Raw genomic sequence first — 23681 nt, 5'->3', positions numbered from 1 at the left:
CACCCTCCTGTTTTTTTCGTATGGCTAATTGCTCTTACGACTGTGTTTTTTGGAGATTATTGGTTAAAAAAAATGCTTTTTAACCACATAGACACAGAGAGTATAGAGAGAAAAGTAAAAATTTTCTCTCCGTCGCGGTTCTGCAAGACTACTGTTGAATTGCCTTTCCACATTTTCCATAGTTTAGTTTTTTAAACGCAGAGGGACGCAAAGGAAAATTTATCATTTTAGTTTAGTAGTTCGGCACCTCCTCGTTGTAGTAGCTGTGGGGTAGTTGATGTAGTCGGACTGGGTGCGGTATTGGGATTAGGAGATAGGGTATTTTGGGAAGCAGGATTAAATATATTGACTAAGACTTGTACTAGGGCATCTCGTTGGCTGCGGGTGAGACTTTTGATAGCTTTGCGATCGCCTTCTATCGGATTTTCCCGTAGTGAGTCATTCCCTGGATAGGTAGTATCATATATAATTTCATTTACACCCAGGTAATCAGCTAAAGTCAGCTTCCAATCTAAGCGATAAATGGGGGCTCGCCCTTTGGTATAAATGTGATATCTAATTAGGCGATTTGCTAAAGTGTTGTTTTCGGCAACTTTCCCATTTTCTTTACTGATATATTTATTTTCCCGTGGGAAATCTGGCAATTGCTGATATACCAGCTGCCAAACGTCGCTAGGAGTTATTCTCTGGGCAGAAGCAGGTTGGATACTAAATAAATTTCTATGTATTGATTTATCCGCTCCTGAACTTAAAACAATTACACTCACTAGTATTAAGGTAAGCAGTAATGGTGTTAGCGGTAGCGGGGCGTTTCGCTTGTACTGAGTTGTGAGTTTTGAGAAAATCGATTTAAATAGAAATTTTTTCTTTTTCATAGAACAATATTTTAGGCGTTGCTGAGTGAAAAGATGAATTTGCCTGATTCAGAATTCAGAATTCAGCACTCACCACTCAGCACTAAATCTTATAGTTCGCCGATAATTTCTGGTTGAGTCAATTCATCGGACATTTCGATTATTGCCCTTAGCACCGGCTTCATCATCGCATCTTCGTTACTTTCAAAGTCTTCGTAACGCCGACGTTTAGCACGATTTGCTACCTGAACCGTAATGCGGTATCGATTTGAGGCTGCACTAATCAGATCCTCAGCACGGTGCATAATCTGAGATTGAGTTGTCTCGAACTTAGAACGCTTTAGCATAATCAGTGGTTCTTGGGGTCATTCTCCAGTGTAACAGTACTAAATCAGTCTGCTGCTGTCTGTTAAATCGCCAGCAACCTCTCTGTTGATAGAGGCTAAGATATTTATAGTCACTTATAAGTAACTTGTAGTATTAAATAACGCACCTTCATGGCTGACCTCGTGGAAACTGCGATCGCAGCGGGTAATTTCAATACCCTAATAAAGGCTGCTAAAGCTGTAAATTTCATAGAAACTTTGAAAAGCCCTGGTTCTTTCACGCTCTTTGCACCGACTGACGAAGCTTTTGCTAATCTGCCAGAGGGAACTTTAGACTCGCTACTACAAGATATCCCCAAGCTCCAGAAAATTGTGGCGTATCATATCGCTAGTGGGGATGTCAGGTCTGATGATTTGGTACAGATTAATGAGGCAGAGACGCTTGAAGGGTCTATTGTCGCCATTGAATCTGCCGACGGTAAATTTAAGGTAAATAACGCCAATGTCCTCAAAACAGATATTCTTGCAGACAATGGCGTGATCCATATCATTGATGCGGTGTTGATGCCTGCAATGGTGGCGGGGAAGTAAGGCAGAGGGGCAGAGGGGCAGAGGGGCAGAGGGGCAGAGGGGAAAGACTTACTGCAAGTTCTCCTCGGTAACAGAGCGTAGCCGAAGTGCTGCTCCCCTACTCCCCTGCTCCCCTCATTCCCCCACTCCCAGAATGCAGCCACTGCGTGCGGGAACAGTCAATGACAACTGCTGAGTTTCTCCTTTACTATTCCACTCAACTTCAGCAGTGCCATATAAAAGTTTGTTGGGTTGAGTATGCAAAGTGGCGACATCTGCATTCGCTGTTGCCGAACTTGTACCAGCGTTGATGGCAATTATTAATTCCTCTGTCCCCAAAGTTCGCGCAAAGATATAAAGTTGTCCTTGAGCAAAGAGAACTTGATAATCACCTGTACCCAGTGCTGGGTAAGTGTGGCGGAGGGCAATTAACTGGCAGTGAGTATTGAAAATCTCTTGATTCCAGTTACTCTCTAAAGGAAAGCCACGACGTGAGTCGGGATCTATTGCACCAGGTAAACCAACTTCATCACCGTAGTAGATGCTGGGGGCACCGGGAAAGGTGAGTAGCAGTAGAGTTGACAATTCTATACTGGCTATATCGCCGCCTGCAATAGTCATCAATCTGGCTGTATCGTGACTTGCAAGCAAATTGAGTTGAGTTAGCTGAATTTCCCAAGGGTAAAGTTGCAGTACTTCTTGGATTTTGGTGGCGTACTCAGCAGCAAATAAGGGTGGGTAGGGTTGATAGTCGCGGCTTTGGACTTGTTCTAAGACTACGCGATCGCCTGCTGCAAAGGCAATTGTTGGCCCGGCAAATAGATAATTCATCACGCCGTCAAATTGCGTTCCATCCAACCACTCGCGGGAATCTCCCCAGACTTCGCCCACTATGTAAGCTTCGGGATTGATGGCTTTGACGCGATCGCGAAATTCCTGCCAAAAACCAGGAGTTTTGATTTCAAATGGTACATCTAATCGCCAACCATCAATGCCGAATTTAATCCAATATTCGGCAATTTCCATAATGTATTCTCGTACTTCTGGATTGTCGTGGTTAAATTCAGGCAAAGCGCGATTTCCCGCCCAACCCACGTAGTTAGCAGGGAATTCCCCATTATATGGTGAAAGGGGCCAGCCTTCTATTTTGAACCAATTTACCCAAGGTGAATGGGGACCATTTTCTAAAACGTCGTGGAAAAAGAAAAAGCCCCGGCTAGAATGGTTAAACACCCCATCCAGAACAACTTTGATATTTCGTTGATGGGCTGCATCGAGCAATTCCTTAAAAGCTTCGTTTCCCCCTAACATCGGGTCAACTTGATAATAATCGTGGGTATGATAGCGATGATTACTGGCGGATTGAAAAATCGGTGTGAAATAAATCGCGTTAATCCCTAAATTCTGGATGTAGTCTAAATCCTCCATAATGCCCCATAAATCGCCGCCTTTATAGCCTTGGAGGGTTGGCATAGAGTCCCAATCTTCCCAACGGGCTTCTTGCAATAATCGTTTGCGCGGCTGTTTGCTTCTGGCAAAACGATCTGGGAAAATTTGGTAGAAAACAGCGTGCTTCACCCAGTCTGGTGTTTGAATTTGCATGAATAACTTTTTGTATGTTTAGAAGCGATCGTTGCAAATATTAGCTTCTTTATGGCTCTTACTTATGATAGAGAATCTGTCATTTGTCAGTATTCATTAGTGATTTAGCCTTTTTCATGCTTTCTTATACACAAATGTTATCAGTCTTAACTATTTTGACTACAATTTATTTTAGTTTTTAACAATTCAGCTAGATAGACTCGTCACTGATTGCATTCTGATTCCTGAATTTTTCTTTAAGAAATTTATTTATTACTTAATTATTCTTAATTTTATTTTATTCACTTTGTCCGTAATTATTTAGACAGACAATGGATTAGTTTAATAGCTTCATAAAAATTACCTGTTACCTCAGATTTCGGTAATTCTTAGATGCAACCGATCGAAGATATCTCAGGAACCACAGAAAATCACTATGAGCGATACGTAATTCCAGAATATGAGTTATGAATTAGCAATTGTCTTAGGAATAACTCTTACCTCCTAAACTTATTTGATGTTATCTATAAAATAAATAGATAACTATAGTCGCATCAAATAATTAAAGCTAAAAAGCTACATAGTCTGCGTTAATCCTAGAGCGACTTATCCTGCTAGAATCACTACTTTGTTAACAGTAACTCAATTTAATTTAAGGTAAAAATGAGACACGAAAAACTTTCTCCTGGACTACTTTTGGCATATCAAGACTATCAAAATGAAGGAGATCCAGCTTTACTTATACATAAGCGATCGCTCGGCATCATTGCCCACAAAAGCCCGGTCAAACCTACTAAAAGCGTCGTTTTTATTTACTGCGAGTCTGATGCAGACTTAAGTTATCTATCACAATATAATATTGAAGTCAATCAAAACTCCGGGAGTGTGCGGACAGCTTTCTTACCAATAGAGAGTTTAGATGTCTTATCTGAAGAAGATGTGATTCAGCGGATTAAGCCATCACGCAAACTTCATTTGAGGATGGATAGTGCAATGGGAACAGTCAAACTGCCGGAATTTAAGAATCAAACCGGATTGACTGGTAAAGGAGTAATTATCGGCATTATAGACAGTGGCATCGATCCGAAACACCCCGCCTTTGCTGGACGAATTTTACACATTTGGGATCAAACATTGCCAGGGCCAGGAGTCACCGAGGGCGGTTATGGGGCTGAATTTACCGGAGCGCAACTGACAGTTTCTCAGGATACTGGCGGTCATGGTACTCACGTCGCTGGCATTGCCGCTGGTGCCGATGCTAGTTATGGCGGTGTAGCACCAGAAGCAGAATTAGTTGTCGTCAGGTCAGATTTACAAGATGCCCACATTGCGGATGGTGTGCGTTATATTTTCCGAGTTGCTAGAGAGTTGGGACGCCCAGCAGTGGTAAATCTCAGCTTGGGTGGACATGCTGATGCCCATGATGGTAGCGATTCTTTATCCAAAGTTATTGATGCCGAAACTGGCCCTGGAAGAATAGTTTGCTGTGCTGCGGGTAACGAAGGAAACGATAACATTCATGGACAAGCGACCATACCCAGTGGACGCACTCGTGGTATGCGCTTCAATGTTCCTTTGAATCAAGTAGGCATAGTTTGGTTAAACGCTTGGTATGCCAAAGACAGCGAATTGGAAGTATCTGTGCGGAGTCCTAACGGTTTTGTCACCCCCTTTCAAAAAATCATTACTGAGGGTAATGCCGCCCAAGATTATCAGTTACCAGATGCACGGGTGCAATTAGCGACACCAGCCCCAGATCAAGCCAACGGCGACCATAATTTCTTTGTGCAAATACGCGGTATTGGTCCCTCGCAAGTAATGGGAGGTATTTGGCAGCTGCGAGTCCGCAATACTTCTTCAACTGACACATGTTTAAATGTGTGGACACTAGATGATAGTTCATCAGTGTTTTTCACAGGTAAAAGTGTGAAAGATGCGTTAAAAATTGGTTCGCCGGGAGCCGCCAGCAGTGCAATTACAGTTGCCGCCTATACTACTAAAACCAAATACACAGATATTGATGGCCAAGTGCGAGAAATGGGCTTAGAATTGGATACTATTTCGGAATTTAGTAGTGAAGGGCCTCTACGCACTGATGGGAAGAAACCCGATGTAGCAGCACCAGGAGCAATGATTATTTCCACGCTTTCCGCCGATGCTAATTTTGACCGCTCATCGATGATTAATTCCAAGTTTGTGGTTCAGGCTGGTACGAGTATGGCGACACCGTTTGTTAGTGGGTTAGTAGCACTGCTGTTGCAGCGAGATCCTAAACTCGATCCGGCTGCTGTGAAAGACTTGCTACGTAAAAATAGTGCAATTCCCGGCAAACCCGCAGGCACATTTGATGATAAATGGGGTTATGGAATGATTAATGCCTTAAATCTGTAATTAGACTGAGAAAGGTGGATATTATTTCTGTACAAGGATAGGCAACAACAATCTCTAAATTTGATAAGTTAGGGTAGGCAAAAATTGTCTACCCTGTTTACCAAGGAATTGCTGATGAATTATCAGAAACTAGATGCCGCTCTTGCTACAGCGCTAAATGATGTTCAAGATTCAGAAGAAACTAGTTTGGCAGTTTTCATCCATACTGAACCAATTTTAAACTCTGCTGCAACTGGTGTTTTAGAAAGCTTTGGTGTCAGTGGTGTTAGCAGTGGCAAAGATATTTTCACAGCAACTTTATCACCAAATGCCATTTCCCAGTTGTCAGAGCAACCTTGGGTGAAATATTTGAAGCGATCGCAGCAATTAGAGGCTATTTATAAAGTAAATCTAAAGGTAGCTAATCAAATGAAATGACAACGATAAGATACTTTTGAGACAGTGGATTTACATAGCGTTCAATGACTCGAAAGGCTTATTCTACCGACCTAAAAGACTCAGAATGGGCTATTCTAGCTCCCTTAATTCCTCCAGCTAAGTCCGGTGGACATCCGCGCACAACTGATATGCGCGAAGTATGTAATGCCATCTACTACCACTTGAAAACAGGTTGTCAATGGGACATGTTTTCCGGGGACTTTCCTCCAAGCTCGACGGTTTACAGTTACTACCAGAAATGGCACAAACGAGGAATTTGGCAAGAATTGAACCACATACTACGTAACCAGGTTCAAGAACAAATGGGTAGGTCAGTCCAACCAACTGCGTTAGCGAAGCTCGCCGTAGGCATCGCAGCAGGCTCAAGCAAATAAATTTCAGGAATCCCCAAGCGAATTGTATGCTTGCCAATTTTCAGGGACTTACCTGCTAACGGATAAACCAAACGCACTTGATCTACTGGTAGCCGAATCCGAAGCCTAGAATTTTTAGTTAGCTGAATTACGCCTTCCTTGGGAATACCTGCAATAGTATGAATTCCAACTGTAGTTAACTTATGAAGTTCAGGTTCAAAGTGGGCGATCGCATTTGGATAATTTTATCCTTTACTGCAAATCCAGCGAATACTTACTTAAGTATTAATAAATATATTATACTTACTATCATTGCCATGAAAATGGCTTCTGCAAGCCATAGAACTTCTTCAGAAGCCATTATACATTATTTTATGTATAAAATTATACTATTCCACGGTAACACTTTTAGCAAGGTTACGAGGCTGATCGACATCCAAACCGCGACGAGCGGCAATATGATAAGCCAATAATTGCAGTGGAACTACTGTCAGAATCGGAGAAAGTAATTCTTCCACATGAGAAATGGGAAGAAGATCGTTAAAAATTTCCGCAGCTTCGCCATCGTTGACGGGGGTAACACCAATTAAGCGAGAATCTCTAGCTTTGGCTTCTTGGGCATTAGAAATAACTTTTTCATAAACACTACCAGGGATTGCGATCGCAACTACTGGTACTTTCGCATCTAAAAGTGCGATCGGGCCGTGTTTCATCTCTCCAGCCGGATACCCTTCGGCATGAATATAGCTGATTTCTTTTAATTTCAACGCGCCTTCTAAAGCAATGGGAAAGTTAATTCCTCTACCCACAAAAATGAAATCTTTAGTTTCGGCGAATTCGTGGGCTAGCTGTTCGGTTAAACTTTCCTGATTTGCCAAAGTCGCCTCAATTTCTTTGGGAATCTGTCGCAACCCATTAATAATTTGATCTAATGTATCTTTTGAAACTGTCTGACGACGAGCTGCTAAATCCAATGCCAAAGCATAAAATGCCATCAATTGGGCAGTAAAAGTTTTCGTCGCTGCTACTCCAATTTCAATTCCCGCTAGGGTACTGATAATATGCGGCACTAAATGACCAAGGCTGCTTTCAGGACGATTGGTAATTCCCAGTAGTCGTGCTTGATGTTTGGGTTCTTTTCCCTGGCGACGTTCTTTTTCCATTGTCAAAGCTGCTAGGGTATCGGCTGTTTCACCTGATTGGGTAACGCCAACGATCAAGGTGTTAGCCGTCACGGGTGATGGTGCATAGCGATACTCAGAAGCATAATGTACTTGAGTTGAAATTCCTGCTAATTGTTCGAGTAAATATTTTCCGATTAATGCTGCGTGCCAACTGGTACCACAGGCGACGATCTGAATTTGTTCTAAATCGGTGTATAAATCCGCAGGTAAACCAAGATTGATTGGCGATTCGGTAGATTCGGTTGGATTAAAGTATGCGTCTAAACTAGCTCTTACTACTCCTGGTTGCTCATGAATTTCTTTGAGCATGAAGTGTTTGAATCCCTGCTTTTCTACCATTGCAGGATTGAAGTTGAGCAGGCGGGGTTGTTTTTTCAACCTGTCGCCAGCAAAATTGTAAATCTCAACGCCTAAAGGTGTGAGGCGGGCAATTTCGCCATTTTCCAGAGGTAGCACTGCACGGGTGTAAGCAACGATCGCAGGTGTATCAGAGGCACAAAATAACTCCCCTTGACCAAAACCAATTACTAAAGGTGCTTGTTGGCGAACAACAATCAATTCATCGGGGAAATCAGCAGAAATAACTGCAAGTGCAAACGCCCCACGCAAGTGGTTAACGGCTTGGCGAACTGCCTCGAGGAAGGAAGATGAGGGGGGAAGATTCTTTAAAAATTCGGCTATCAGATGGGGAATAACTTCGGTATCGGTTTCAGAACGAAATTCGTGTCCTTTGGCTTTGAGTTCCTCGCGTAACTCGCGGTAGTTTTCAATAATGCCATTTTGCACCACCGCCACTCGCTTTGCCGTATCCAAATGAGGATGGGCATTATACTCTTCTGGTTTACCATGAGTTGCCCAGCGTGTATGACCAATACCAATTTGGGCAGGGGTTTCTATTTGTTCCAGTTTAGAACGCAGGTTATGGAGTTTACCCTTTGCCCGCACACAATTTACCTCACCTTCCCAAACAGTGGCGATTCCAGCCGAATCGTAGCCCCTGTACTCTAGTTTCTCCAGTCCAGCTAGTAAAATGTCTGTCGCCGCTTGAGTGCCTATATATCCAACAATTCCGCACATTCTTCACGCCACTTTTTTTCAGGATGATTAAATCCAGTATAGTAGTTAGCATAAAGTGGACGTTTTGCAAAGAAAAAGGGAGTAAAATACTCCCTCTACCACTAGGTATTGTTATGGATTTTAGGTTTTTTTACAGCGGATTTCCCGTCAGCTTTTGACCTGACGGTACAAATACAGCTTCTAGGATTTAGATACCCAGAGATTATATCCCCAATCTAAAATTGCGATTTCGTAAGGCGGGCAGTGTCCACTCTACGATCGTAAAGGTGCTTGCTATTGAGACAATTAAAAGTCTTGAGTGCTGAGTTCCGAGTTCTGAGTTGCGAGTGAAGAATCAAAAAATTGTATTTCTAATTTACTTCTTTTTATCTCAGCATTCAGTACTCAGCACTCAGCACTCCGATCAGCACTCAGCTTTTTAGTAAGCTAGACCCATACTGCGAGTTGTTTCAGCGCCCAGGTAAACCCGGATGCTCAAAAAGTCGGTGGGACAAGCAGTTTCGCAACGCTTACAGCCCACGCAGTCTTCTGTACGGGGTGAAGAGGCAATTTGAGCAGCTTTACAGCCATCCCAAGGAACCATCTCAAGTACATCAGTAGGGCAAGCGCGGACGCATTGGGTGCAGCCAATGCAGGTATCGTAGATTTTTACGGTATGAGACATTGAAAAAACGGCTCCTTTCGAGTGTTCTTCTCTGCGAAAGAATCATAATCAACGCATAGTCTACCGCAGTGGTTGATAGGCCGTAATCAAAAGGCTACATAACTTCAAACAATGTAATAAGCACCGTTAAAATTTGCTTTTGCGAGATTGTCCCTATTGACTGATAATCAGCAACATCATCAGGGCGTATTTACCACAGTGATATACCATGATGGGGTTTAATCGTAAAGATAGATGAAACAAAATTAAAAGTAAGTAGGGACATCTCCATAATTTTAACTATGGGGATTTTGGTTAATAATTTGATTTTGCGATCGCTACATCCCCGTGTAAACGAAAACAGTTTGGCAATCTAGATTACGCAAAAGCTTGTTTTTATTACGGAATAAAATTACTTTTGCAATGTAGATGATTAATTTAGAGACTGCGATCGCACTCAGCAATTTTCTTGCGATCGCTCACTGATAAATTGTATATTTAACTTTTTAAGTCTGGCAGTTTCATAATTTAGATTCCGATATATTAGAGAATTTCAGAAATTGCAAACTCATCATTTATAGCAGTAATTTGTGTTTGAATATTTGGCAGATTAGCGTTTAATTGCAGTTGTTCGTCTAAATTTTTAGCATCAGTTAAATTATCTTTTAGATACTCCTTTTCTCGGATTTGTCGAACAATACTTTCTAATAACCAAAGTTGTTCTTCCACAGACAAGGCAAGGATAGAGCGCTCAATTTCTAGTAAATTCGGTGAGATCATTTTACTTTTGATTCCTAGTCAGGTGTATTTTTCAAAGATATTATATTCAGTCTATCTGGTTAACCTAGAGCATCGCCAATTCCTCATCATTTTCCCCACGCCTATCATTTCATAAATCATCAGAGATTGCTATAAATAACTAGAAAGCCGTTTTATTACTTTTTAATTAAGTATTACTGCTGAAGCAAAATGTACGCTAAACTGACTACATGAATTACGAAACAGCTAGGAAACTCCTCATAGATCAGACAATCACAACCGAGGAAAACCCAGATGCGCTGTTAACGCGTATGAAACAGGGCAAACCGCCGGTACCCGGTCAGATCACTTCGATTTTGTTAGCATTGAAAGTGGTGTTTGAAGCCCTCAAAGATGCAAAGAGCGTAGACCGAGAACTGGCTTTAGCCCTTTATCAGTTAAGTATTAAGGCGCAACAGCTATTTGGCGCAGGGCGTAAAGCCGGGGTTGATTGGCCACCACTACTCAAAGAAGATTTACTACGAATTTCCTTAGCAGCTGAAAGTATCTTTTCGGGTATATGGCAAACCTTAGCTCCGATGGAGTTGGGGAAGAGATGAGGGAGCAGGGGAGCAGGGGAGCAGGGGAGCAGGGGAGCAGGGGAGCAGAGGAGCAGGGGAGCAGGGGAGCAGGGGGACAAGGAAAATAATTCCTTACTTCACTTCTAACTCAGCACTCAGATGCCTATTAACGAATTTGCAGTTCATTTTCTAACTTGTCTAGGTCAGTTTTGAGCAAAACCGTCATTTGACCGGTAAAAGCTTTGCCATTCTTGGGTTGGGCAACTTCCACCCAATATACATAGCGATCGCCTACTCGTAATTCTCCCTTTAAGGCTTCCCGAATCGGAGTTTTAGCCAGACGCGCGGAATTAACTACCTTCTGGTTGGGATATTGATACACGACTTGGGCGCGATCGTAATCTTGATAAATCTCCAAGCCATAAATTACCCGCAGGGATTCTTGGAGACGCGTAAATGTCATGCCGTTAATAGCATCATACATAGTAATGCGCTCAGTCCGAATTGTGCCACGGTCTTTAGAAAACTCCACCCTGCCAGGAGGTAATACCGACGCTTGAAAAGTAAATCGTTGGGCAGCAGTATCAGTCTTTTGTACAAATAATTGCTCCCCTCTCCTGGGGCGGAGTGTCGGATGTGCTTTAATCCAAGTGCCTACCTCTTCTGTACTTTGTCCTGGTAAAGCATTGGCTTGAGAATCAAAAAGCGTTCCCACGCAGAGACAGGGCACAAGAGAAAAAGGCAAAATTAAACAGTTAAGTAGAGATTTTTTGAGCATTTTGCTGTTCGGGATTTTTATAGAAATTTCCCCATTTGGGATTAACCATAGTCTTCCCGTTTTTCAGCAAAATTACTTCAATGGATTGTAGCGGTCGCGCATCGAAGCCTTTATCGATCGCTCAACTATAGGACTCATATCAATACTGTTCGGTTAAGGCAAGAGACGCGATGAATCGCCGTCTCTACAATAATCAGTCGTTTTGTCTTGACGGCGAGTTATCGCGTTTTTATGATGATTTATTTAAGCACTTCTCAAAGCCACAATCGGGTCGAGTTTAGCAGCGCGACGTGCAGGAACAACGCCAAAGAATAAACCAATAGCCCCAGAGACACCAACTGCCATAGTAATCGCTACAGGAGAAAGACTCGCTTCTAAAGGAGTCAAGGCTCCCACTAATAGGATGCCACTGATACCAACCGCAGTCCCGACTAAGCCGCCAGCTGCGGAAACAATCACTGCCTCAATGATGAACTGTAGCAAAATATCTTGCTCAGTTGCGCCGATCGCTTTTCGCAATCCGATTTCTTGGGTGCGTTCGGTGACAGAGACTAGCATAATATTCATGATGCCAATGCCGCCGACAAACAGGGATATACCTGCGATCGCAGCTAGCATAATTGTTAATGCACCTGTAATTTGACCGACAGTTTGCAAAGCATCTTTCTGGGTGCGAAGAGTAAAGTCATCTTCACCATTAATTTTGTGCCGTAAACGCAGCAAATTAGTAATTTGAAACTCTGCTGCATCCACGCTATCGGAATCACGAGCAGCAGCAACGAGATAATCTAAGGCGATACCATAAGGAGAATTCTTGCCCACAAGTCGGTTTGCAGATGTCGTGATTGGTATTAAGGCAGCATCATCATAATCTGCTCCCACGCTGGAACCTTTAGCTGTTAACGTTCCAATCACTTGAAAGCTGGTATTTCCAACTCGCAATTGCTGTCCTACAGGGTTACTATTACCGAATAGTTTTTCTGCCAAATCTCCACCTAGCACTACCACTTGGTTATTTCGCTTGATGTCTACCTCAGAGAAAAACCTGCCTTTATCAGTTTCAAAATCCCGCACAGATAGAAAACTAGGAGTTGTGCCAATGATGTTGACATCGGTATTTCTGTTGCGGTATGTAATTACCTGTCTTCTGTTTAACTCTGGTGCAACTCCTACTACTGTTGGTACTTGAGAAGCGATCGCATCCGCATCTTGCAAAACTAGAGTTTTTGGCACTTCAAAGGAGATTCGCTGAGTTTCTCGATTACCTGGTAGTACAAATAGCACATTTGGCCCTAGTGACTCCAGCTGTTTATTAACGTACTTTTGTCCACCTTCGCCAATGCCAATCATGGCAATCACCGAAGCGTTGCCAATAACTATACCCAACATCGTGAGGGCGCTACGCAGTTTATTTGACAGCAGGGTTTTCCCCGCCATATTCATACTTTCGAGAAAATTCATATCTTAAATTACAAATTACGAATTATTTTGTTCTTTGGCCTTTTCGATTTTGTAGTCTTTGGGTGGGTTAACAAAAATGCGATCGCCTTCTTTAACTCCCCCTAAAATCTGAGTTTGGTCTTGAATTTGTGCCCCAACTGTAACTTCGCGGAACTGTGGTTTATTTTTTGCATCGGGTACGAGTACGCCAGTTTTACCCTTTTCGGTGACGATTGACACCGTTGGTAATACCAAGGCATTATTAACGCGATCGCCTAAAAAAGTCAGATCCACATTTAAGCCAGAACGCAGTTTATCTATGCCAGTATCGAGAGCAACCCGCACCTGAAAGGATGTCACACCTTGTTCCACCACTGCTTCGGGAGCAATAAGGCGCACATGACCTTTAAAAACTCGATCGGGATAGGCATCAGCGACAATTTCCACCTGCTGTCCCTGTTTTATTCTGCCAAGATCGGCTTCGGGAACTTGAGCTAATATTTCCAAACCCCGTGCTACGGCGACAATTGAACTAGAAGTTGCCGATGCACTAGTAGAAGCAGAAGTTGTGGGTGTGACAAACGCGCCTGGTTCGGCATACTTTTGGGTAACAATTCCCGACAGAGGAGCGCGAATAATAGTATCTTCCAATTGCACTTCTACACCCTTTAACTGAGCCTCAGCAGAAGCAACAGCAGCTTGACGCTGGACAATTTCCTCAGAACGGGTGCCATCTTCTAAAAGTACCAGTGCTGCCCGTGCTTCGTTAACAGCGGCTTGACGTTGGTCGATTTCTTCAGTCCGAGTCCCACTTTGGACTAAAGAAAACCGTTTTTTCGCTTCTTCTAAATTGGCTCTAGCACTTTTGTCGTCGCTGATGGCTTGATCGAGTAATTGTTTTTTCTCTGCTCCTTCTTTATATAGATATTGGTAACGTTTTACCTGTTCGCTGGTGTAATTCACCCTTGCTTGAGCCGCATCTACTTGAGATTGAGATTGAGCAATCTCTTGGGGACGATTACCAGCCTTAGCTTGGGTTAACTGGGCTTGAGCTTGTGCTAATCGGGCTCTCGCTTGAGCGATTTCTTGAGGACGACTACCAGCAAGGGCTTCGGCTAGCTGTGCTTGACTTTGGGCTAAGTTAGCACGGTACTGGCTCCTTTGAGCCTCAATACCGGCACTATCCATGCGCGCGAGAATTTGCCCTTGCTGAATGCGATCGCCTTGTTCCACGTACAATTGCGACAGCACGCCGGGATTCTTCGGGCTAATATTTACGCTCTGAATTGGTACGACTTTGCCACTAGCTGTAATCCGCAAGGTGACGTTTTGTGCTGCAACTGGCACAGTTAGTTGAGCAATATCTTCTTTATTTGCCCCTTGATTTACCAAGGTGTAAGTTGTTACAGTACCCACAACCAAGGCACTCCCCGCCATCAGCCCTATCAGCCAGCGCAATGGATGCTTAACCTTGCCAATAACTGGAATTTCTATGTGCGTAGCCATATTATAGAAGCCTGTAAATCTTACTGTATAAAAATATTTTTTAGTTAGAGCAGAAGTGGAAAGTACGGAGTTGTTAAAGCTTTGGGATTAAATTTTTATGAGTCAATTAACAACTAGACGCATAATAAGCTTCACAGTTGCTTAATCTTCCTTCATACTAGGCATTCGTATTTCTGTATGTCTTCACCTGAAAGGGTGACTTTAGCCACAGCATATTAGTGCAATTCTGAACTATTTGTGAGAAACAAGATCCCCGACTTTTTTGAGAAGCTGGAAATCTACGGCTGGCAATTCTCACAAATCAGATAGGATTGCTATAGTGCGATCGCACTTTAGTTGCTCTGTATCCTTTTCTTTTTCCCTACTCCCCATTCCCAACGGCAAAGCAGTTTGTAATTATTGCTGAAATTGGGTTAACAACCAAGCACCAACTTGACTTTGATTTATTTGACGAGTTCGCCGTAATGCATCGTTTAATAAAGAAATAGCTAATCCTGGTAATACCTGAGATTCTGTAATCCGCCTACTACCTTGGTTTTCAATAGCAAAAGCCATAACTTGGACATTCTGGACATTTAAAATCCAATATTCTTTCACTCCTAAATCTTCGTATAAAAGTCGTTTTTCACCTTGATCGTCAGCAAGTGAGGTATTAGCCACTTCAATAACTAAATCTGGTGGTGAATATATATCTAAATTGATGATAGAAGTGCCGTAGGGAATGACATCAGCATTTTCACCAATATAGTAAGACACATCAGGTTGAGCTTCATTAAAGCCTGTTTTCCGATATGTACAATTAGTTAAGCCTTTGGCAGGGATGCCTTTGATTGTGCAAAAAAGGTTAACAGCAAAGGCAATAATTGTGTTGTCGCAGGCGTGGTCATGGCCGAGTGCGTAGATTTCAATCCTCATCTGTCCATTGTGGTAGTAGCCCTTGGCTTTTTCGTAGTCAGGATTTTCAATTATTTGGATATATTTATCCCAAGTTGCTGCTATCCAGGTATCGGTTGCTAGTTGGGTCTGTAATTCGCTCATAATATTGCGAAAGAGGAACTTTAACAACAATCATACAAGTTTCATTTTCCAGCACTAAGCTGACACCAAAGCTTTAACTGCATCCTTGCTAACAATTTTTGTAGGGTGTGTTACGCCGGAGGCTAACGCACCGATGGTCTACTTTTACAAAACCAGTCTTTAAGGCGGATGAATCCAGTTCAAAGGTGGATGAACGGAGTTCTGAGGTGGATTCATCCAGTTCAAAGGTGGATGAACGGAGTTCTGAGGTGGATTCATCCAGTTCAAAGGTGGATGAATAAGTATATTTGTAATTTTTGTGGGCACAGCTTATCATTCGCTCAAACCCATCTGCTTATATTGTAGGCTGTGTCTAACCTACATTTTTACCCTGAACTAGGGTTTTAGCTATGCAGTCTAGAAATTTATTTCAGGGCGGTTAAACAACGCAGATACTTAAGCTTACCTACTAGTTTGCAACTAGTAGCTCTGTGCAAAAATTTTTCGCCACATTTTCTTGTACTTGATTCACAATCATAGAAACAAACTCGTCAAGGTCGAATGGCTTAATTAAATATTCTTCAAACTCTACATCTGGAATTTGATCGCAAGTACCTGTGGTAGATGTTGAAGTCACAATGATTGGGATATGCTTACCATTGTCTACCTCTATAGCATCCAATGTATTTAGCAATGTATAAATACTTTCACCTAAAAACCTAATTTCACTGACAATAATGTTGGGTGTAAACCAACTCAGGGTTTCTAAAGCTTCTTTTACCGAACCAGCGGTAATTACATTTGCGCTCAGGTCTTCGAGTAAAAAAGCATACAAATCTCTACTATCGCGATCGTTGTCTACAACCAGTACTTGTACACCTTTGAGTATCCCAACTGCCAAGCAAAAGTCATTGATTAAATTCATAATAATACCTGCAATTAGGGCTTTAAAATCATCCAGTTACATTTTTCTCAATTCCTAGTGCCTTATAGCTCTGTGCTAACTGCTGCCAGAGTAACTCAATCTTTTCATAGCACTCCTGTGAAGAAAATTTTTCTTCACTCTGAAGATTGAAGATGTAACAAACACTTTGAGGAAATTCCTGAAGATTAGCATTGAATACAAGGTTCTGGGGTGTGAATTCACCCAAGTATCGATGCGCTAGTAGACGAAATTATTTTTGTCTACCTGATTGTAGTCATCCATATAAAAATCCTGATAACGAAAATCCAGCTTTTTAACATATAAACTTGGTATTGTTTGATTTTGTGAATAAGTTGATTAACTACGACACAAAATGTAGTCAAAATCATTTTTGCAATTCAAACCTCTTTGAGGAATTTACCAAAAGAATTAAGCTAATCCCGGATTTCTCACCACACCTCGAATGGAGGAGTAATGAGTAGTGAGTAAGAATGTACAAGTTCTTGCACTGGTATTGCGCCTGTTGCTCTTTTACTTATTACTCATTACCCATTACTTATTACTCATTATCAAACGCTTCATAAGCTTGTGAGAAATGCGGGTAATGCGCTTACATTCAGAGTGCAATTTAAATGCGTAACAGCTTATTGCCATTCCCTGTCCTCAAGTTCTTTTATCGGCAACAATAAGGTGGCTTCAATTTCCTGCCTGATAGAAGGCGTTACTTCCGAATTGCTACGCAGGCAATCGAGTAGTAGCTGATTAGCATCATAGTAGCGTTGCAGTACTTGCTCTTGTTTGGGGCTAAACTGCCACTGTTGGTTAATGTTGCGATAATTAATCACCGTCTTGTTTAACTGTTCAGCCCAGATTGAATAGTTCGTCTGCCACCATAGTTCAAACCGTTCTAGACTTACACGAGAATTTGGAAATTGGTTAAAGAGTTGTTGCAGGGATTTATAGAGTCCAACATCCACAACAATGCCCAGAATGTTTGAGAAAGAATCTGCACAGGCGTGGATATGGGCGAAGTCATGGCTCCCATCAATTGCACACTCCAGCAGCAAATCATTTAATGCCGCATCCAGAAACATCCCCTGGTCGAGGCTGGCGGCTAGGGCAAAGTGAGGAGCTACGTGAGGAGTCCGACTCAAGGCAAGGTAAAATGCTCGAACTGTTGCATCTTTTGATTGGGTGGGAATAGTGTGAGATTTTTGGCTAGCCCACGTCAAAAACTCTTGTAAATAAGGGTCTTCGGCAATCAGTGCATCAATCTGTTGCTTCATCAACTGTACTAGAGAGTCTGCACTCCGGAGCATGGTAGCAGTTAACAAGAAGATTTCGCGCCAGTGCGGGTCGGTGATGTGACTGACCAGACCTTCGAGCGCTTGCTCTAATGCCTGTAGGTTATGGCTAGCAACGATTTTCCTCGCTGTGAAGTATTCTTGAAAAGCCAGATAGGAGAAGGAAAAAATTCCCCGCGCCCGTTCTGCTAGTAGCCCATGTTGAGCCTCGATTGACTTCAGCGCTGCTTCGCTTTCTATTTGCAGTTCCTCTGCATCTATTGGCACGTTGCTTAGATTCTGAATATAGTCACCAATGTATTGCTCAATGACGCGTTGTTCAAAAAAATACTGACCCTGTTCAAATGCTGCGGCTGCAATTTGACTCAATAACTTGAGCTTTTGTGGTAGTAAAAACCCTCGGTAAAGCTCATCCCGTTTAATGCCTTTGGCTTCATCCCATTTGCCCAACAGAAGGTCTAAACCTTGCTTATAAAAGTCAGTCCGCTTAGTCGGAAATTTTTCTTGACCGTGAAACAGCCAGCAGGCAAGATGCAGAAATAGGGGTGTGACGACGATTTGGCGAAATTGCCAGTTTTCAGCTAAGTCCAGTTTTTGAATAAAGTGAATGGACTGCGCCTGACCATCTTTAGCGTTGGTTTTGGTAAAAGCCACAAACCATTTTTGAGCGAAGGCTTGGATTTGTTCTGAGGTAAATGGAGCAATTTCAACATCGGTAAAACCTCGGAGTCTAAGCCTTTGAGACGCTGTTCGACAGCTCGATACCAACTGATTTTTGTGATACTTCTCTGAAAATCTGCGAATTTCGCTTAAGACAGCATTACTTTGTTCGTTAACAACTTCATCTATGCCATCAAGTAACAGTAATACTCTGCCTGCATTCAGTAGGGTTTCGATGACTGAGGGATCTAAAATTCCAGATGTGATAAACTCCTGGTGGATGTACTTTAATAAGCTGAACTCGTTTTTAACTCTAGATTCTTCAGCAAAATTTTTCAGTGTGATAAAGATTGGCACCTGCTTCGGCGCAAATGTGTTTTGGTTACACTGAATAGCGAGATGTTGCAAAAAGGTGGTTTTACCTACGCCTGGTTTGCCTAGCACCCTGAGCTTAGAGTATGTTTCAACTGCCTGTATACCAGGTATCTGTCTCTGGTCAATCTCACCTAAGCCAAAACGGTCAAATTCTTCTCGGTCAAGGTTTTGCAGTTCAGTGATTTCTAACCACTGCTGACTGGCAATTTGCTCCAAAATATTCACATCTATATATATGTCATCGATCGCAACAGGACGGCTGATATCCAATAACTGCAAAATACCACACTGGTCTTGAATTTTGTCGAAGCGTTGCGATCGCACTTGTTGCACTAGTGCATCAATATCCACTACAGAGGGCTGGGCGTATTCTTCTAGTTCACGAAATTCTGCCGGCGGATTGATAGCAATCTCCCGCCAATTCACTTCCAAAACCAAGCAAATCTCGATAAAGGTATGACGCTCAACCGGACGACCACTGAAAAACCGCCAAATTGGTTGTCTAGTTTTAAGGTTGACTTCTGCTGCTAGATTGTCTTGTGTCCACCCCTTGTGAGCAAATGCTCTTTTTGCCTCTTGAATCCCAGTGAGTGATGCTTGGAGCGATCGCTTGACCATAAGACAAAAACCTTGATCTTCAAATCATAAATCTTAATTTTTATTAATATTTACAAGTTTATAGCTTTCTTTGTGATATTAATATTTTCCTTTATTAAATTTATACAAAATCCTCGAATCAACTCTCATTTTGGTAAAGTTTTGTGAATAACTCAAACATTAGATATTTATCTTATACATTTCAATTTTTTTCAGACCTGAATTCAAACAATGTTTCATTTTCAAAGCAAAATTGTCAAATTAATTTAGCTGATATTGTTTTTATTGAGCGGGCAACTTTGAAGATATAGCAAGGGACTGGGGACTGGGTGAAATGTCTTTTTGTGTCTAAGTTTTATCATCTATCGATGTCCTAATTACCAAGGCTTTTGCTATAAATGATCGGTCGTCTAAAGTATTAACTAAGTGAAACAACCTTAAAAAAATATAAAATACCCCTCTTTTTTGAAGAGAGAGGTATGGAGAGAAGAGTGATATTTAATTTAGTTGAGTTCCTTAAAATATATTTAGACAGTCGTGAAGTAGTGACTATAAATAGTTTCTACCCTACAGATATTATTCGCCATTTATATGTTTATTTACCGAGGAATCAACAATGATGTGGATGATACCGTTATCATTAGCAGCATCGGGTTTTGAGCCTCTGGGGCATAATCTACCTTGAAATTATAGAAAGGATCAATTTTCAAACTTGAACCTTGAATCGGCTTTATGGGCATCACTTTGCCGGAAACAATATGATATGTCAGGAGTTCCTGGAGCTTATTAATATTCTGAAGCAATGTTTCTACAGTACCTGCTGGAAGCTTGGCAAAAGCTTGATTTGTGGATTCAGAGGCAATAAAAGAATCAACACCTTTGAGAGTATCTATCAAATTGGCAGCCTTGATAGCATCAACCAAGGTGCTGAAAGAACCAGAGGTAACGGCAGTATCGACAATATCAGCCATTTATTTCACTTGGTTATGTGTAATTTGCTAATTATTTATCAGCATTACATCCTAGTGTCATAAATCGTGTTTGAGTAAACGGTTGATTAACGTATAAATCGTATAATATGAGTTAAAAAATTAAATAATTAAAATACAGTAGAATTTAATAGTCAATAGAAAAATCTTGTTACTTAACCAATCCAAATTTTTTGTTGGATTTGGAGTGGAACGCGTGAGGTGTAACTTATTATACACTATATTAGTTATTTATGTTTACCTAATTATTAGCCCTGCAATTGATTACAAGGCTAATATAGTAGAAGTTTTATTTATTTCACTTTTTCAAAACTACATGAAAGGAATTTAAATATCCAGTAATAGTTTTAGCTAATGTCTTTTGCTGCTTCTTTGTAGTTATTGCCATTACTTGATATAATCTTCCTTCAGCAATATACATTCTACTTTTAGTGATTTTCCCTCCAGAATTGATGTACTCAATTTCTTTGCCAGGATGATTATTTGAACTACGAATGTTTCTTTGACTAATTAAATTACTTTTCGTAGACTTTAAAGCCATATCCCGTGCATTATTAAGTACAGCTTGGGGATCGGCCATTTGACCGTAACTATAAGGAAAATCATTGTAAGCAACTATGTATGCTACTTGCTGTTTTGGTGGTTGAGCAACAAATATTTCTAAAGTAATTTCCCCCATGTAAGTTTTTTGGTATTCGCTATTTCTGTTGGGGTTTCCCGGCATCAAAATTGTAAAACGCCCATCTGGAGCAGTGTATAACTTCCATTGTGGCTGCACGGGTTGAGAAACCTTTGGTTTGACAACAGCTACCGGAGATTTGGGTTGACGCGCTTCCACAAGAACAGAGCCACCACAGACTATCGTGGCGGCTATTAGTGGCAACAGACTTTTAACTGTCATATTTTTTGCCCTTTGAGATGCCGATCTCACTGATGATGCCAGCTGTTATAACCTAGCAGCACATAAAGCAGCACCAATTAGGCCGACTTGCGAGTTGAGGATAACATACACCGGGATCTCTTCAAGGAGGCGGCGCATCCTACCTTTTTGGGTGAAATTTAATAAGAAACCGCTATTTTGGATTAGGGGCAGGATTTTGGGCGCAATTCCACCAGCGATATATAAGCCACCGTAAGGTAGGAGTTTCAGGGCGAGATTACCGGCTTCTGCACCGTAAGCCTCTATAAATAATTGCAAAGTTTGTTCGCAGAGGCGATCGCGTTTTTCTAGTGCAGCTGTACCAATGACAGCACCAGGATCGACACTTTTCTCTTCCTGTCCCGCTTCTTGTTCCCAAGTTCTAACGATTTGGGCAATATCTGGTGATTCTGTAGCAAATTTGCGATCGCGCAGAAATTGGTAAATTGCCACAATTCCCATTCCAGAAACCACGCGTTCCACAGAAACGCGCTGGATATCATGCTTACCCAGCAGGTATTTCAACAGTTGAAACTCGATCTCGTTCCGAGGGGCAAAGTCAGCGTGTCCACCTTCTGAAGAAAAAACTTGATAGTGGTTCCCCTGCTTAATTAAAAATCCTTGCCCTAAGCCAGTACCAGCACCAATAATTCCAATGGGGGTTTCGGGTTGAGGTTTGCCAACTTGTAATGTGTGCAAGTCTTGTTTTTGTAAACCTGAAATGCCATAGCCAACGGCGGCGAAGTCATTAATCAAAGAAATATGCGGGATACCCAATTCTTCTTGTAGACGTTCGGTATCCAAGAACCAGGCTAAATTGGTCAGTTTGGCAGTATTTTTGACAATGGGGCCGGCGATCGCAAAACAAGCCTTTTCTGGTGTAGGTGTATTAGCTTTGACCAAAAACTCCTGCACTATCGGTACTAAATCAGGAAAATCGGCACTGTGGTAACTTTCCTGATAAATAGTATGTAAAGCTGGTGAGTCTGATTTTTCAACCAATTGCAGAATAGTTTTCGTACCGCCGATGTCTCCTGCTAGTAACAAAGTCATAGAATTTATTGGTGAATTAAATTACTTTTTTGTAAGATATACTCAACCTAGCAGAAGTCATGAACACAAATCTCTATCAGAGGTTTAAGCAAATCGAATAACTTCTTCTATGTGGGTTAAATGAGAAGTATCTCCCGTTAGTTCTAATAACCATTCTGGGTCTTGGCGTACCACTTTTACCAGAGAACACAAAGAAGCTTTGACTTCTGTTTTGGCAATTTCCCCCACTAGCCCCATTGCTCCGCCCAATACAGATGCACCATGTGCTACTAGCAGAATATCTTCTGGGTAGAACTCAGTAGCTAAACATCTAGCAGTTTGTCCAGAACGTTCTCGCACTTTTTCGTGAGTTTCAGGAAATTTTGCGGCGATGCGCGAGGTATAGCTGCTGTCAATTCTGGGGAATAATTCTGCTAATGCTGGAGTTGAGAGTCTTTCGGGTTCTTCTGTCATCCAAACTGGATTTAGCCATTCACTCAAGCCTGTTTCGAGTTTAATCGGCAAGTCGAGCATTTCTGCAATTGCATTTGCTGTTTGTACAGTTCGCAGAAAAGGAGAAGCGAAAATATGGCCAATATTTTCTTTTTTCAATCGTTTAGCTAACTGCTGTGCCTGCACCATACCATCATCAGACAAGGGCGGATCGTAGCGTCGTTCGGCGGTGAGAAACCAATCGGGGTTTACGAAGTCGAGGCGGTTAGCGTGTCTTGCTATCCAGACTATTTGACTCATGGGTTTAATTATTCCGATGAATAGAATTCGCCGCTAAACAAATATATAGATATCTGCAAGGAGGGCTGCAAATATTAATATAGGACAAAAATCGTAATAATATTTAATAATACTAATGATTAGGAAAACTTATCAGTAGAAACTAGTTAAGATTGTGTAATAAACTCAAATGTAAATATCAGATTGGGACGGTTCAAACCAAACTCCACACTCAATAACTGATAGTAGATGGCTGAGGGTAATTGTTTTGAGTGTACCGTGACGTTTGCGATAGTAACACTCAAAAAGTAAAGAAAATAAATGTGGTTCTTCATGGAAGTAACGGTAAAAAACAAACCCCTGCCAATCTATGCCAAACTGTTCAGCGATTTTAGAAAATAGTTCATCAACATCATTACCATCTATTTTGAGGTCTTCCCGAAGCCGTGTATTAAGAGTAATATCTTTTGTTTGCACACCTAGCTCATTAGAAAGAATTGCTGCAAGTTGATTAAACCTATCTGTAAATGACATAAGCTTTTCAGGTGACAAACTCCAGTAGCAAGAATCCTATTAACAAGGAAATTATTACCAGGTAAATACTGTTCAAGCATCTATGAACCAAAATCACCCCCAGTCAACCCGCTAGAAAGTTAAACAAACCGTAGGCC

At 41.7% G+C, this 23681-nt stretch carries 23 protein-coding genes and 2 pseudogenes; 5 read left to right on the top strand and 20 right to left on the bottom strand.

Annotated features, from left to right (window positions below):
* Positions 1 to 227: 227 nt before the first annotated feature.
* Positions 228 to 875 (bottom strand): hypothetical protein, encoded by a 648-nt coding sequence (locus tag AC1F2U_RS20800; RefSeq protein WP_480262802.1) that lies wholly within the window; start codon positions 873 to 875, stop codon positions 228 to 230.
* Between the two features lie 89 nt (positions 876 to 964).
* Complete coding sequence (locus AC1F2U_RS20795) at positions 965 to 1201, bottom strand: DNA-directed RNA polymerase subunit omega (RefSeq protein WP_094351515.1); 237 nt, start codon at positions 1199 to 1201, stop codon at positions 965 to 967.
* Positions 1202 to 1351: 150 nt separating this feature from the next.
* Between AC1F2U_RS20795 and AC1F2U_RS20790 the strand changes: the two genes are divergently transcribed.
* On the top strand, positions 1352 to 1771 hold the full coding sequence (locus AC1F2U_RS20790) for a fasciclin domain-containing protein (protein WP_335196610.1): 420 nt from the start codon (positions 1352 to 1354) through the stop codon (positions 1769 to 1771).
* Between the two features lie 114 nt (positions 1772 to 1885).
* Here AC1F2U_RS20790 and AC1F2U_RS20785 read toward each other — a convergent pair whose 3' ends face one another.
* The gene (locus tag AC1F2U_RS20785) at positions 1886 to 3352 is read right to left on the bottom strand and encodes a glycoside hydrolase family 13 protein (RefSeq protein WP_480262801.1); all 1467 of its coding nucleotides are present in this window, start codon (positions 3350 to 3352) and stop codon (positions 1886 to 1888) included.
* 642 nt (positions 3353 to 3994) lie between these two features.
* On the opposite strand from AC1F2U_RS20785, the gene AC1F2U_RS20780 reads away from it, so the two are divergent.
* From AC1F2U_RS20780 to AC1F2U_RS20770, 3 genes and pseudogenes are all read left to right on the top strand, one after another.
* Complete coding sequence (locus AC1F2U_RS20780) at positions 3995 to 5722, top strand: S8 family serine peptidase (RefSeq protein WP_480262800.1); 1728 nt, start codon at positions 3995 to 3997, stop codon at positions 5720 to 5722.
* Positions 5723 to 5836: 114 nt separating this feature from the next.
* Positions 5837 to 6139, top strand: coding sequence for a hypothetical protein (locus tag AC1F2U_RS20775; protein WP_480262799.1), 303 nt, complete (start codon positions 5837 to 5839; stop codon positions 6137 to 6139).
* A 44-nt stretch (positions 6140 to 6183) separates the two neighbouring features.
* A pseudogene (locus AC1F2U_RS20770) lies at positions 6184 to 6495 on the top strand (transposase); the annotation flags it as partial.
* Here AC1F2U_RS20770 and AC1F2U_RS20765 read toward each other — a convergent pair.
* The 4 genes from AC1F2U_RS20765 to AC1F2U_RS20750 all read right to left on the bottom strand — a co-directional run bounded on the left by AC1F2U_RS20765 (position 6453) and on the right by AC1F2U_RS20750 (position 10197).
* Entirely contained in the window at positions 6453 to 6689 is a 237-nt protein-coding gene (locus tag AC1F2U_RS20765; RefSeq protein ID WP_480262820.1) for a type I-MYXAN CRISPR-associated protein Cas6/Cmx6, read from the bottom strand. The pseudogene AC1F2U_RS20770 and the gene AC1F2U_RS20765 sit on opposite strands and share 43 nt — an antisense overlap.
* A gap of 213 nt (positions 6690 to 6902) precedes the next feature.
* Positions 6903 to 8774, bottom strand: a complete 1872-nt coding sequence (gene glmS, locus AC1F2U_RS20760; RefSeq protein WP_480262797.1) for a glutamine--fructose-6-phosphate transaminase (isomerizing) — start codon at positions 8772 to 8774, stop codon at positions 6903 to 6905.
* A gap of 418 nt (positions 8775 to 9192) precedes the next feature.
* On the bottom strand, positions 9193 to 9438 hold the full coding sequence (psaC, locus tag AC1F2U_RS20755; RefSeq protein ID WP_012411495.1) for a photosystem I iron-sulfur center protein PsaC: 246 nt from the start codon (positions 9436 to 9438) through the stop codon (positions 9193 to 9195).
* Positions 9439 to 9960: 522 nt separating this feature from the next.
* Positions 9961 to 10197 carry a hypothetical protein gene (locus tag AC1F2U_RS20750; RefSeq protein ID WP_480262796.1) on the bottom strand — a complete coding sequence of 79 codons (237 nt, stop codon included), beginning with the start codon at positions 10195 to 10197 and terminating at the stop codon, positions 9961 to 9963.
* Between the two features lie 209 nt (positions 10198 to 10406).
* Here AC1F2U_RS20750 and AC1F2U_RS20745 point away from each other — a divergent pair, with 209 nt between their 5' ends.
* The gene (locus AC1F2U_RS20745) at positions 10407 to 10775 is read left to right on the top strand and encodes a Dethiobiotin synthetase (protein ID WP_414518938.1); all 369 of its coding nucleotides are present in this window, start codon (positions 10407 to 10409) and stop codon (positions 10773 to 10775) included.
* A gap of 127 nt (positions 10776 to 10902) precedes the next feature.
* Here AC1F2U_RS20745 and AC1F2U_RS20740 read toward each other — a convergent pair whose 3' ends face one another.
* The 13 genes and pseudogenes from AC1F2U_RS20740 to AC1F2U_RS20680 form a co-directional block, all read right to left on the bottom strand.
* Positions 10903 to 11514 (bottom strand): hypothetical protein, encoded by a 612-nt coding sequence (locus AC1F2U_RS20740; RefSeq protein WP_480262795.1) that lies wholly within the window; start codon positions 11512 to 11514, stop codon positions 10903 to 10905.
* A 243-nt stretch (positions 11515 to 11757) separates the two neighbouring features.
* A complete protein-coding gene (locus AC1F2U_RS20735) occupies positions 11758 to 12975 on the bottom strand; it encodes an ABC transporter permease (RefSeq protein WP_480262794.1) in 1218 nt (405 codons plus the stop codon).
* Positions 12976 to 12990: 15 nt separating this feature from the next.
* Complete coding sequence (locus tag AC1F2U_RS20730; RefSeq protein ID WP_480262793.1) at positions 12991 to 14460, bottom strand: efflux RND transporter periplasmic adaptor subunit; 1470 nt, start codon at positions 14458 to 14460, stop codon at positions 12991 to 12993.
* Positions 14461 to 14856: 396 nt separating this feature from the next.
* Positions 14857 to 15498 carry a Uma2 family endonuclease gene (locus AC1F2U_RS20725; RefSeq protein ID WP_480262792.1) on the bottom strand — a complete coding sequence of 214 codons (642 nt, stop codon included), beginning with the start codon at positions 15496 to 15498 and terminating at the stop codon, positions 14857 to 14859.
* 88 nt (positions 15499 to 15586) lie between these two features.
* The gene (locus AC1F2U_RS20720; protein ID WP_480262791.1) at positions 15587 to 15814 is read right to left on the bottom strand and encodes a hypothetical protein; all 228 of its coding nucleotides are present in this window, start codon (positions 15812 to 15814) and stop codon (positions 15587 to 15589) included.
* Between the two features lie 132 nt (positions 15815 to 15946).
* On the bottom strand, positions 15947 to 16402 hold the full coding sequence (locus AC1F2U_RS20715; protein ID WP_480262790.1) for a response regulator: 456 nt from the start codon (positions 16400 to 16402) through the stop codon (positions 15947 to 15949).
* Positions 16403 to 16430: 28 nt separating this feature from the next.
* Positions 16431 to 16628, bottom strand: coding sequence for a DUF7219 family protein (locus AC1F2U_RS20710; RefSeq protein ID WP_480262789.1), 198 nt, complete (start codon positions 16626 to 16628; stop codon positions 16431 to 16433).
* A 418-nt stretch (positions 16629 to 17046) separates the two neighbouring features.
* On the bottom strand, positions 17047 to 19359 hold the full coding sequence (locus AC1F2U_RS20705) for an NACHT domain-containing protein (RefSeq protein WP_480262788.1): 2313 nt from the start codon (positions 19357 to 19359) through the stop codon (positions 17047 to 17049).
* Between the two features lie 555 nt (positions 19360 to 19914).
* Positions 19915 to 20309, bottom strand: a pseudogene (locus AC1F2U_RS20700) (fasciclin domain-containing protein).
* Between the two features lie 316 nt (positions 20310 to 20625).
* The gene (locus AC1F2U_RS20695) at positions 20626 to 21228 is read right to left on the bottom strand and encodes a hypothetical protein (RefSeq protein ID WP_480262787.1); all 603 of its coding nucleotides are present in this window, start codon (positions 21226 to 21228) and stop codon (positions 20626 to 20628) included.
* Between the two features lie 45 nt (positions 21229 to 21273).
* On the bottom strand, positions 21274 to 22299 hold the full coding sequence (locus tag AC1F2U_RS20690) for a glucokinase (protein WP_480262786.1): 1026 nt from the start codon (positions 22297 to 22299) through the stop codon (positions 21274 to 21276).
* An 84-nt stretch (positions 22300 to 22383) separates the two neighbouring features.
* Positions 22384 to 23031 carry a histidine phosphatase family protein gene (locus tag AC1F2U_RS20685; RefSeq protein WP_480262785.1) on the bottom strand — a complete coding sequence of 216 codons (648 nt, stop codon included), beginning with the start codon at positions 23029 to 23031 and terminating at the stop codon, positions 22384 to 22386.
* Between the two features lie 165 nt (positions 23032 to 23196).
* Positions 23197 to 23544, bottom strand: coding sequence for a DUF1493 family protein (locus AC1F2U_RS20680; protein ID WP_480262784.1), 348 nt, complete (start codon positions 23542 to 23544; stop codon positions 23197 to 23199).
* Between the last annotated feature and the right edge of the window lie 137 nt (positions 23545 to 23681).

Source organism: Nostoc sp. LEGE 12454 (genome assembly GCF_056620565.1).
The sequence above is the reverse complement of the archived record's forward strand: the minus strand, read 5'-3'. Positions and strand labels throughout refer to the sequence as shown.

Bases quoted from the DNA above. Each gene is read 5' to 3' on its own strand.
- AC1F2U_RS20775 (WP_480262799.1), top strand. From the start codon at position 5,837: ATGAATTATCAGAAACTAGATGCCGCTCTTGCTACAGCGCTAAATGAT.
- AC1F2U_RS20745 (WP_414518938.1), top strand. From the start codon at position 10,407: ATGAATTACGAAACAGCTAGGAAACTCCTCATAGATCAGACAATCACA.
- AC1F2U_RS20780 (WP_480262800.1), top strand. From the start codon at position 3,995: ATGAGACACGAAAAACTTTCTCCTGGACTACTTTTGGCATATCAAGAC.
- AC1F2U_RS20730 (WP_480262793.1), bottom strand. From the start codon at position 14,460: ATGGCTACGCACATAGAAATTCCAGTTATTGGCAAGGTTAAGCATCCA.
- AC1F2U_RS20800 (WP_480262802.1), bottom strand. From the start codon at position 875: ATGAAAAAGAAAAAATTTCTATTTAAATCGATTTTCTCAAAACTCACA.
- AC1F2U_RS20735 (WP_480262794.1), bottom strand. From the start codon at position 12,975: ATGAATTTTCTCGAAAGTATGAATATGGCGGGGAAAACCCTGCTGTCA.
- AC1F2U_RS20795 (WP_094351515.1), bottom strand. From the start codon at position 1,201: ATGCTAAAGCGTTCTAAGTTCGAGACAACTCAATCTCAGATTATGCAC.
- AC1F2U_RS20680 (WP_480262784.1), bottom strand. From the start codon at position 23,544: ATGTCATTTACAGATAGGTTTAATCAACTTGCAGCAATTCTTTCTAAT.
- AC1F2U_RS20695 (WP_480262787.1), bottom strand. From the start codon at position 21,228: ATGACAGTTAAAAGTCTGTTGCCACTAATAGCCGCCACGATAGTCTGT.
- AC1F2U_RS20790 (WP_335196610.1), top strand. From the start codon at position 1,352: ATGGCTGACCTCGTGGAAACTGCGATCGCAGCGGGTAATTTCAATACC.
- AC1F2U_RS20725 (WP_480262792.1), bottom strand. From the start codon at position 15,498: ATGAGCGAATTACAGACCCAACTAGCAACCGATACCTGGATAGCAGCA.
- AC1F2U_RS20685 (WP_480262785.1), bottom strand. From the start codon at position 23,031: ATGAGTCAAATAGTCTGGATAGCAAGACACGCTAACCGCCTCGACTTC.
- psaC (WP_012411495.1), bottom strand. From the start codon at position 9,438: ATGTCTCATACCGTAAAAATCTACGATACCTGCATTGGCTGCACCCAA.
- AC1F2U_RS20690 (WP_480262786.1), bottom strand. From the start codon at position 22,299: ATGACTTTGTTACTAGCAGGAGACATCGGCGGTACGAAAACTATTCTG.
- AC1F2U_RS20740 (WP_480262795.1), bottom strand. From the start codon at position 11,514: ATGCTCAAAAAATCTCTACTTAACTGTTTAATTTTGCCTTTTTCTCTT.
- AC1F2U_RS20705 (WP_480262788.1), bottom strand. From the start codon at position 19,359: ATGGTCAAGCGATCGCTCCAAGCATCACTCACTGGGATTCAAGAGGCA.
- AC1F2U_RS20715 (WP_480262790.1), bottom strand. From the start codon at position 16,402: ATGAATTTAATCAATGACTTTTGCTTGGCAGTTGGGATACTCAAAGGT.
- AC1F2U_RS20720 (WP_480262791.1), bottom strand. From the start codon at position 15,814: ATGATAAGCTGTGCCCACAAAAATTACAAATATACTTATTCATCCACC.
- AC1F2U_RS20750 (WP_480262796.1), bottom strand. From the start codon at position 10,197: ATGATCTCACCGAATTTACTAGAAATTGAGCGCTCTATCCTTGCCTTG.
- glmS (WP_480262797.1), bottom strand. From the start codon at position 8,774: ATGTGCGGAATTGTTGGATATATAGGCACTCAAGCGGCGACAGACATT.
- AC1F2U_RS20785 (WP_480262801.1), bottom strand. From the start codon at position 3,352: ATGCAAATTCAAACACCAGACTGGGTGAAGCACGCTGTTTTCTACCAA.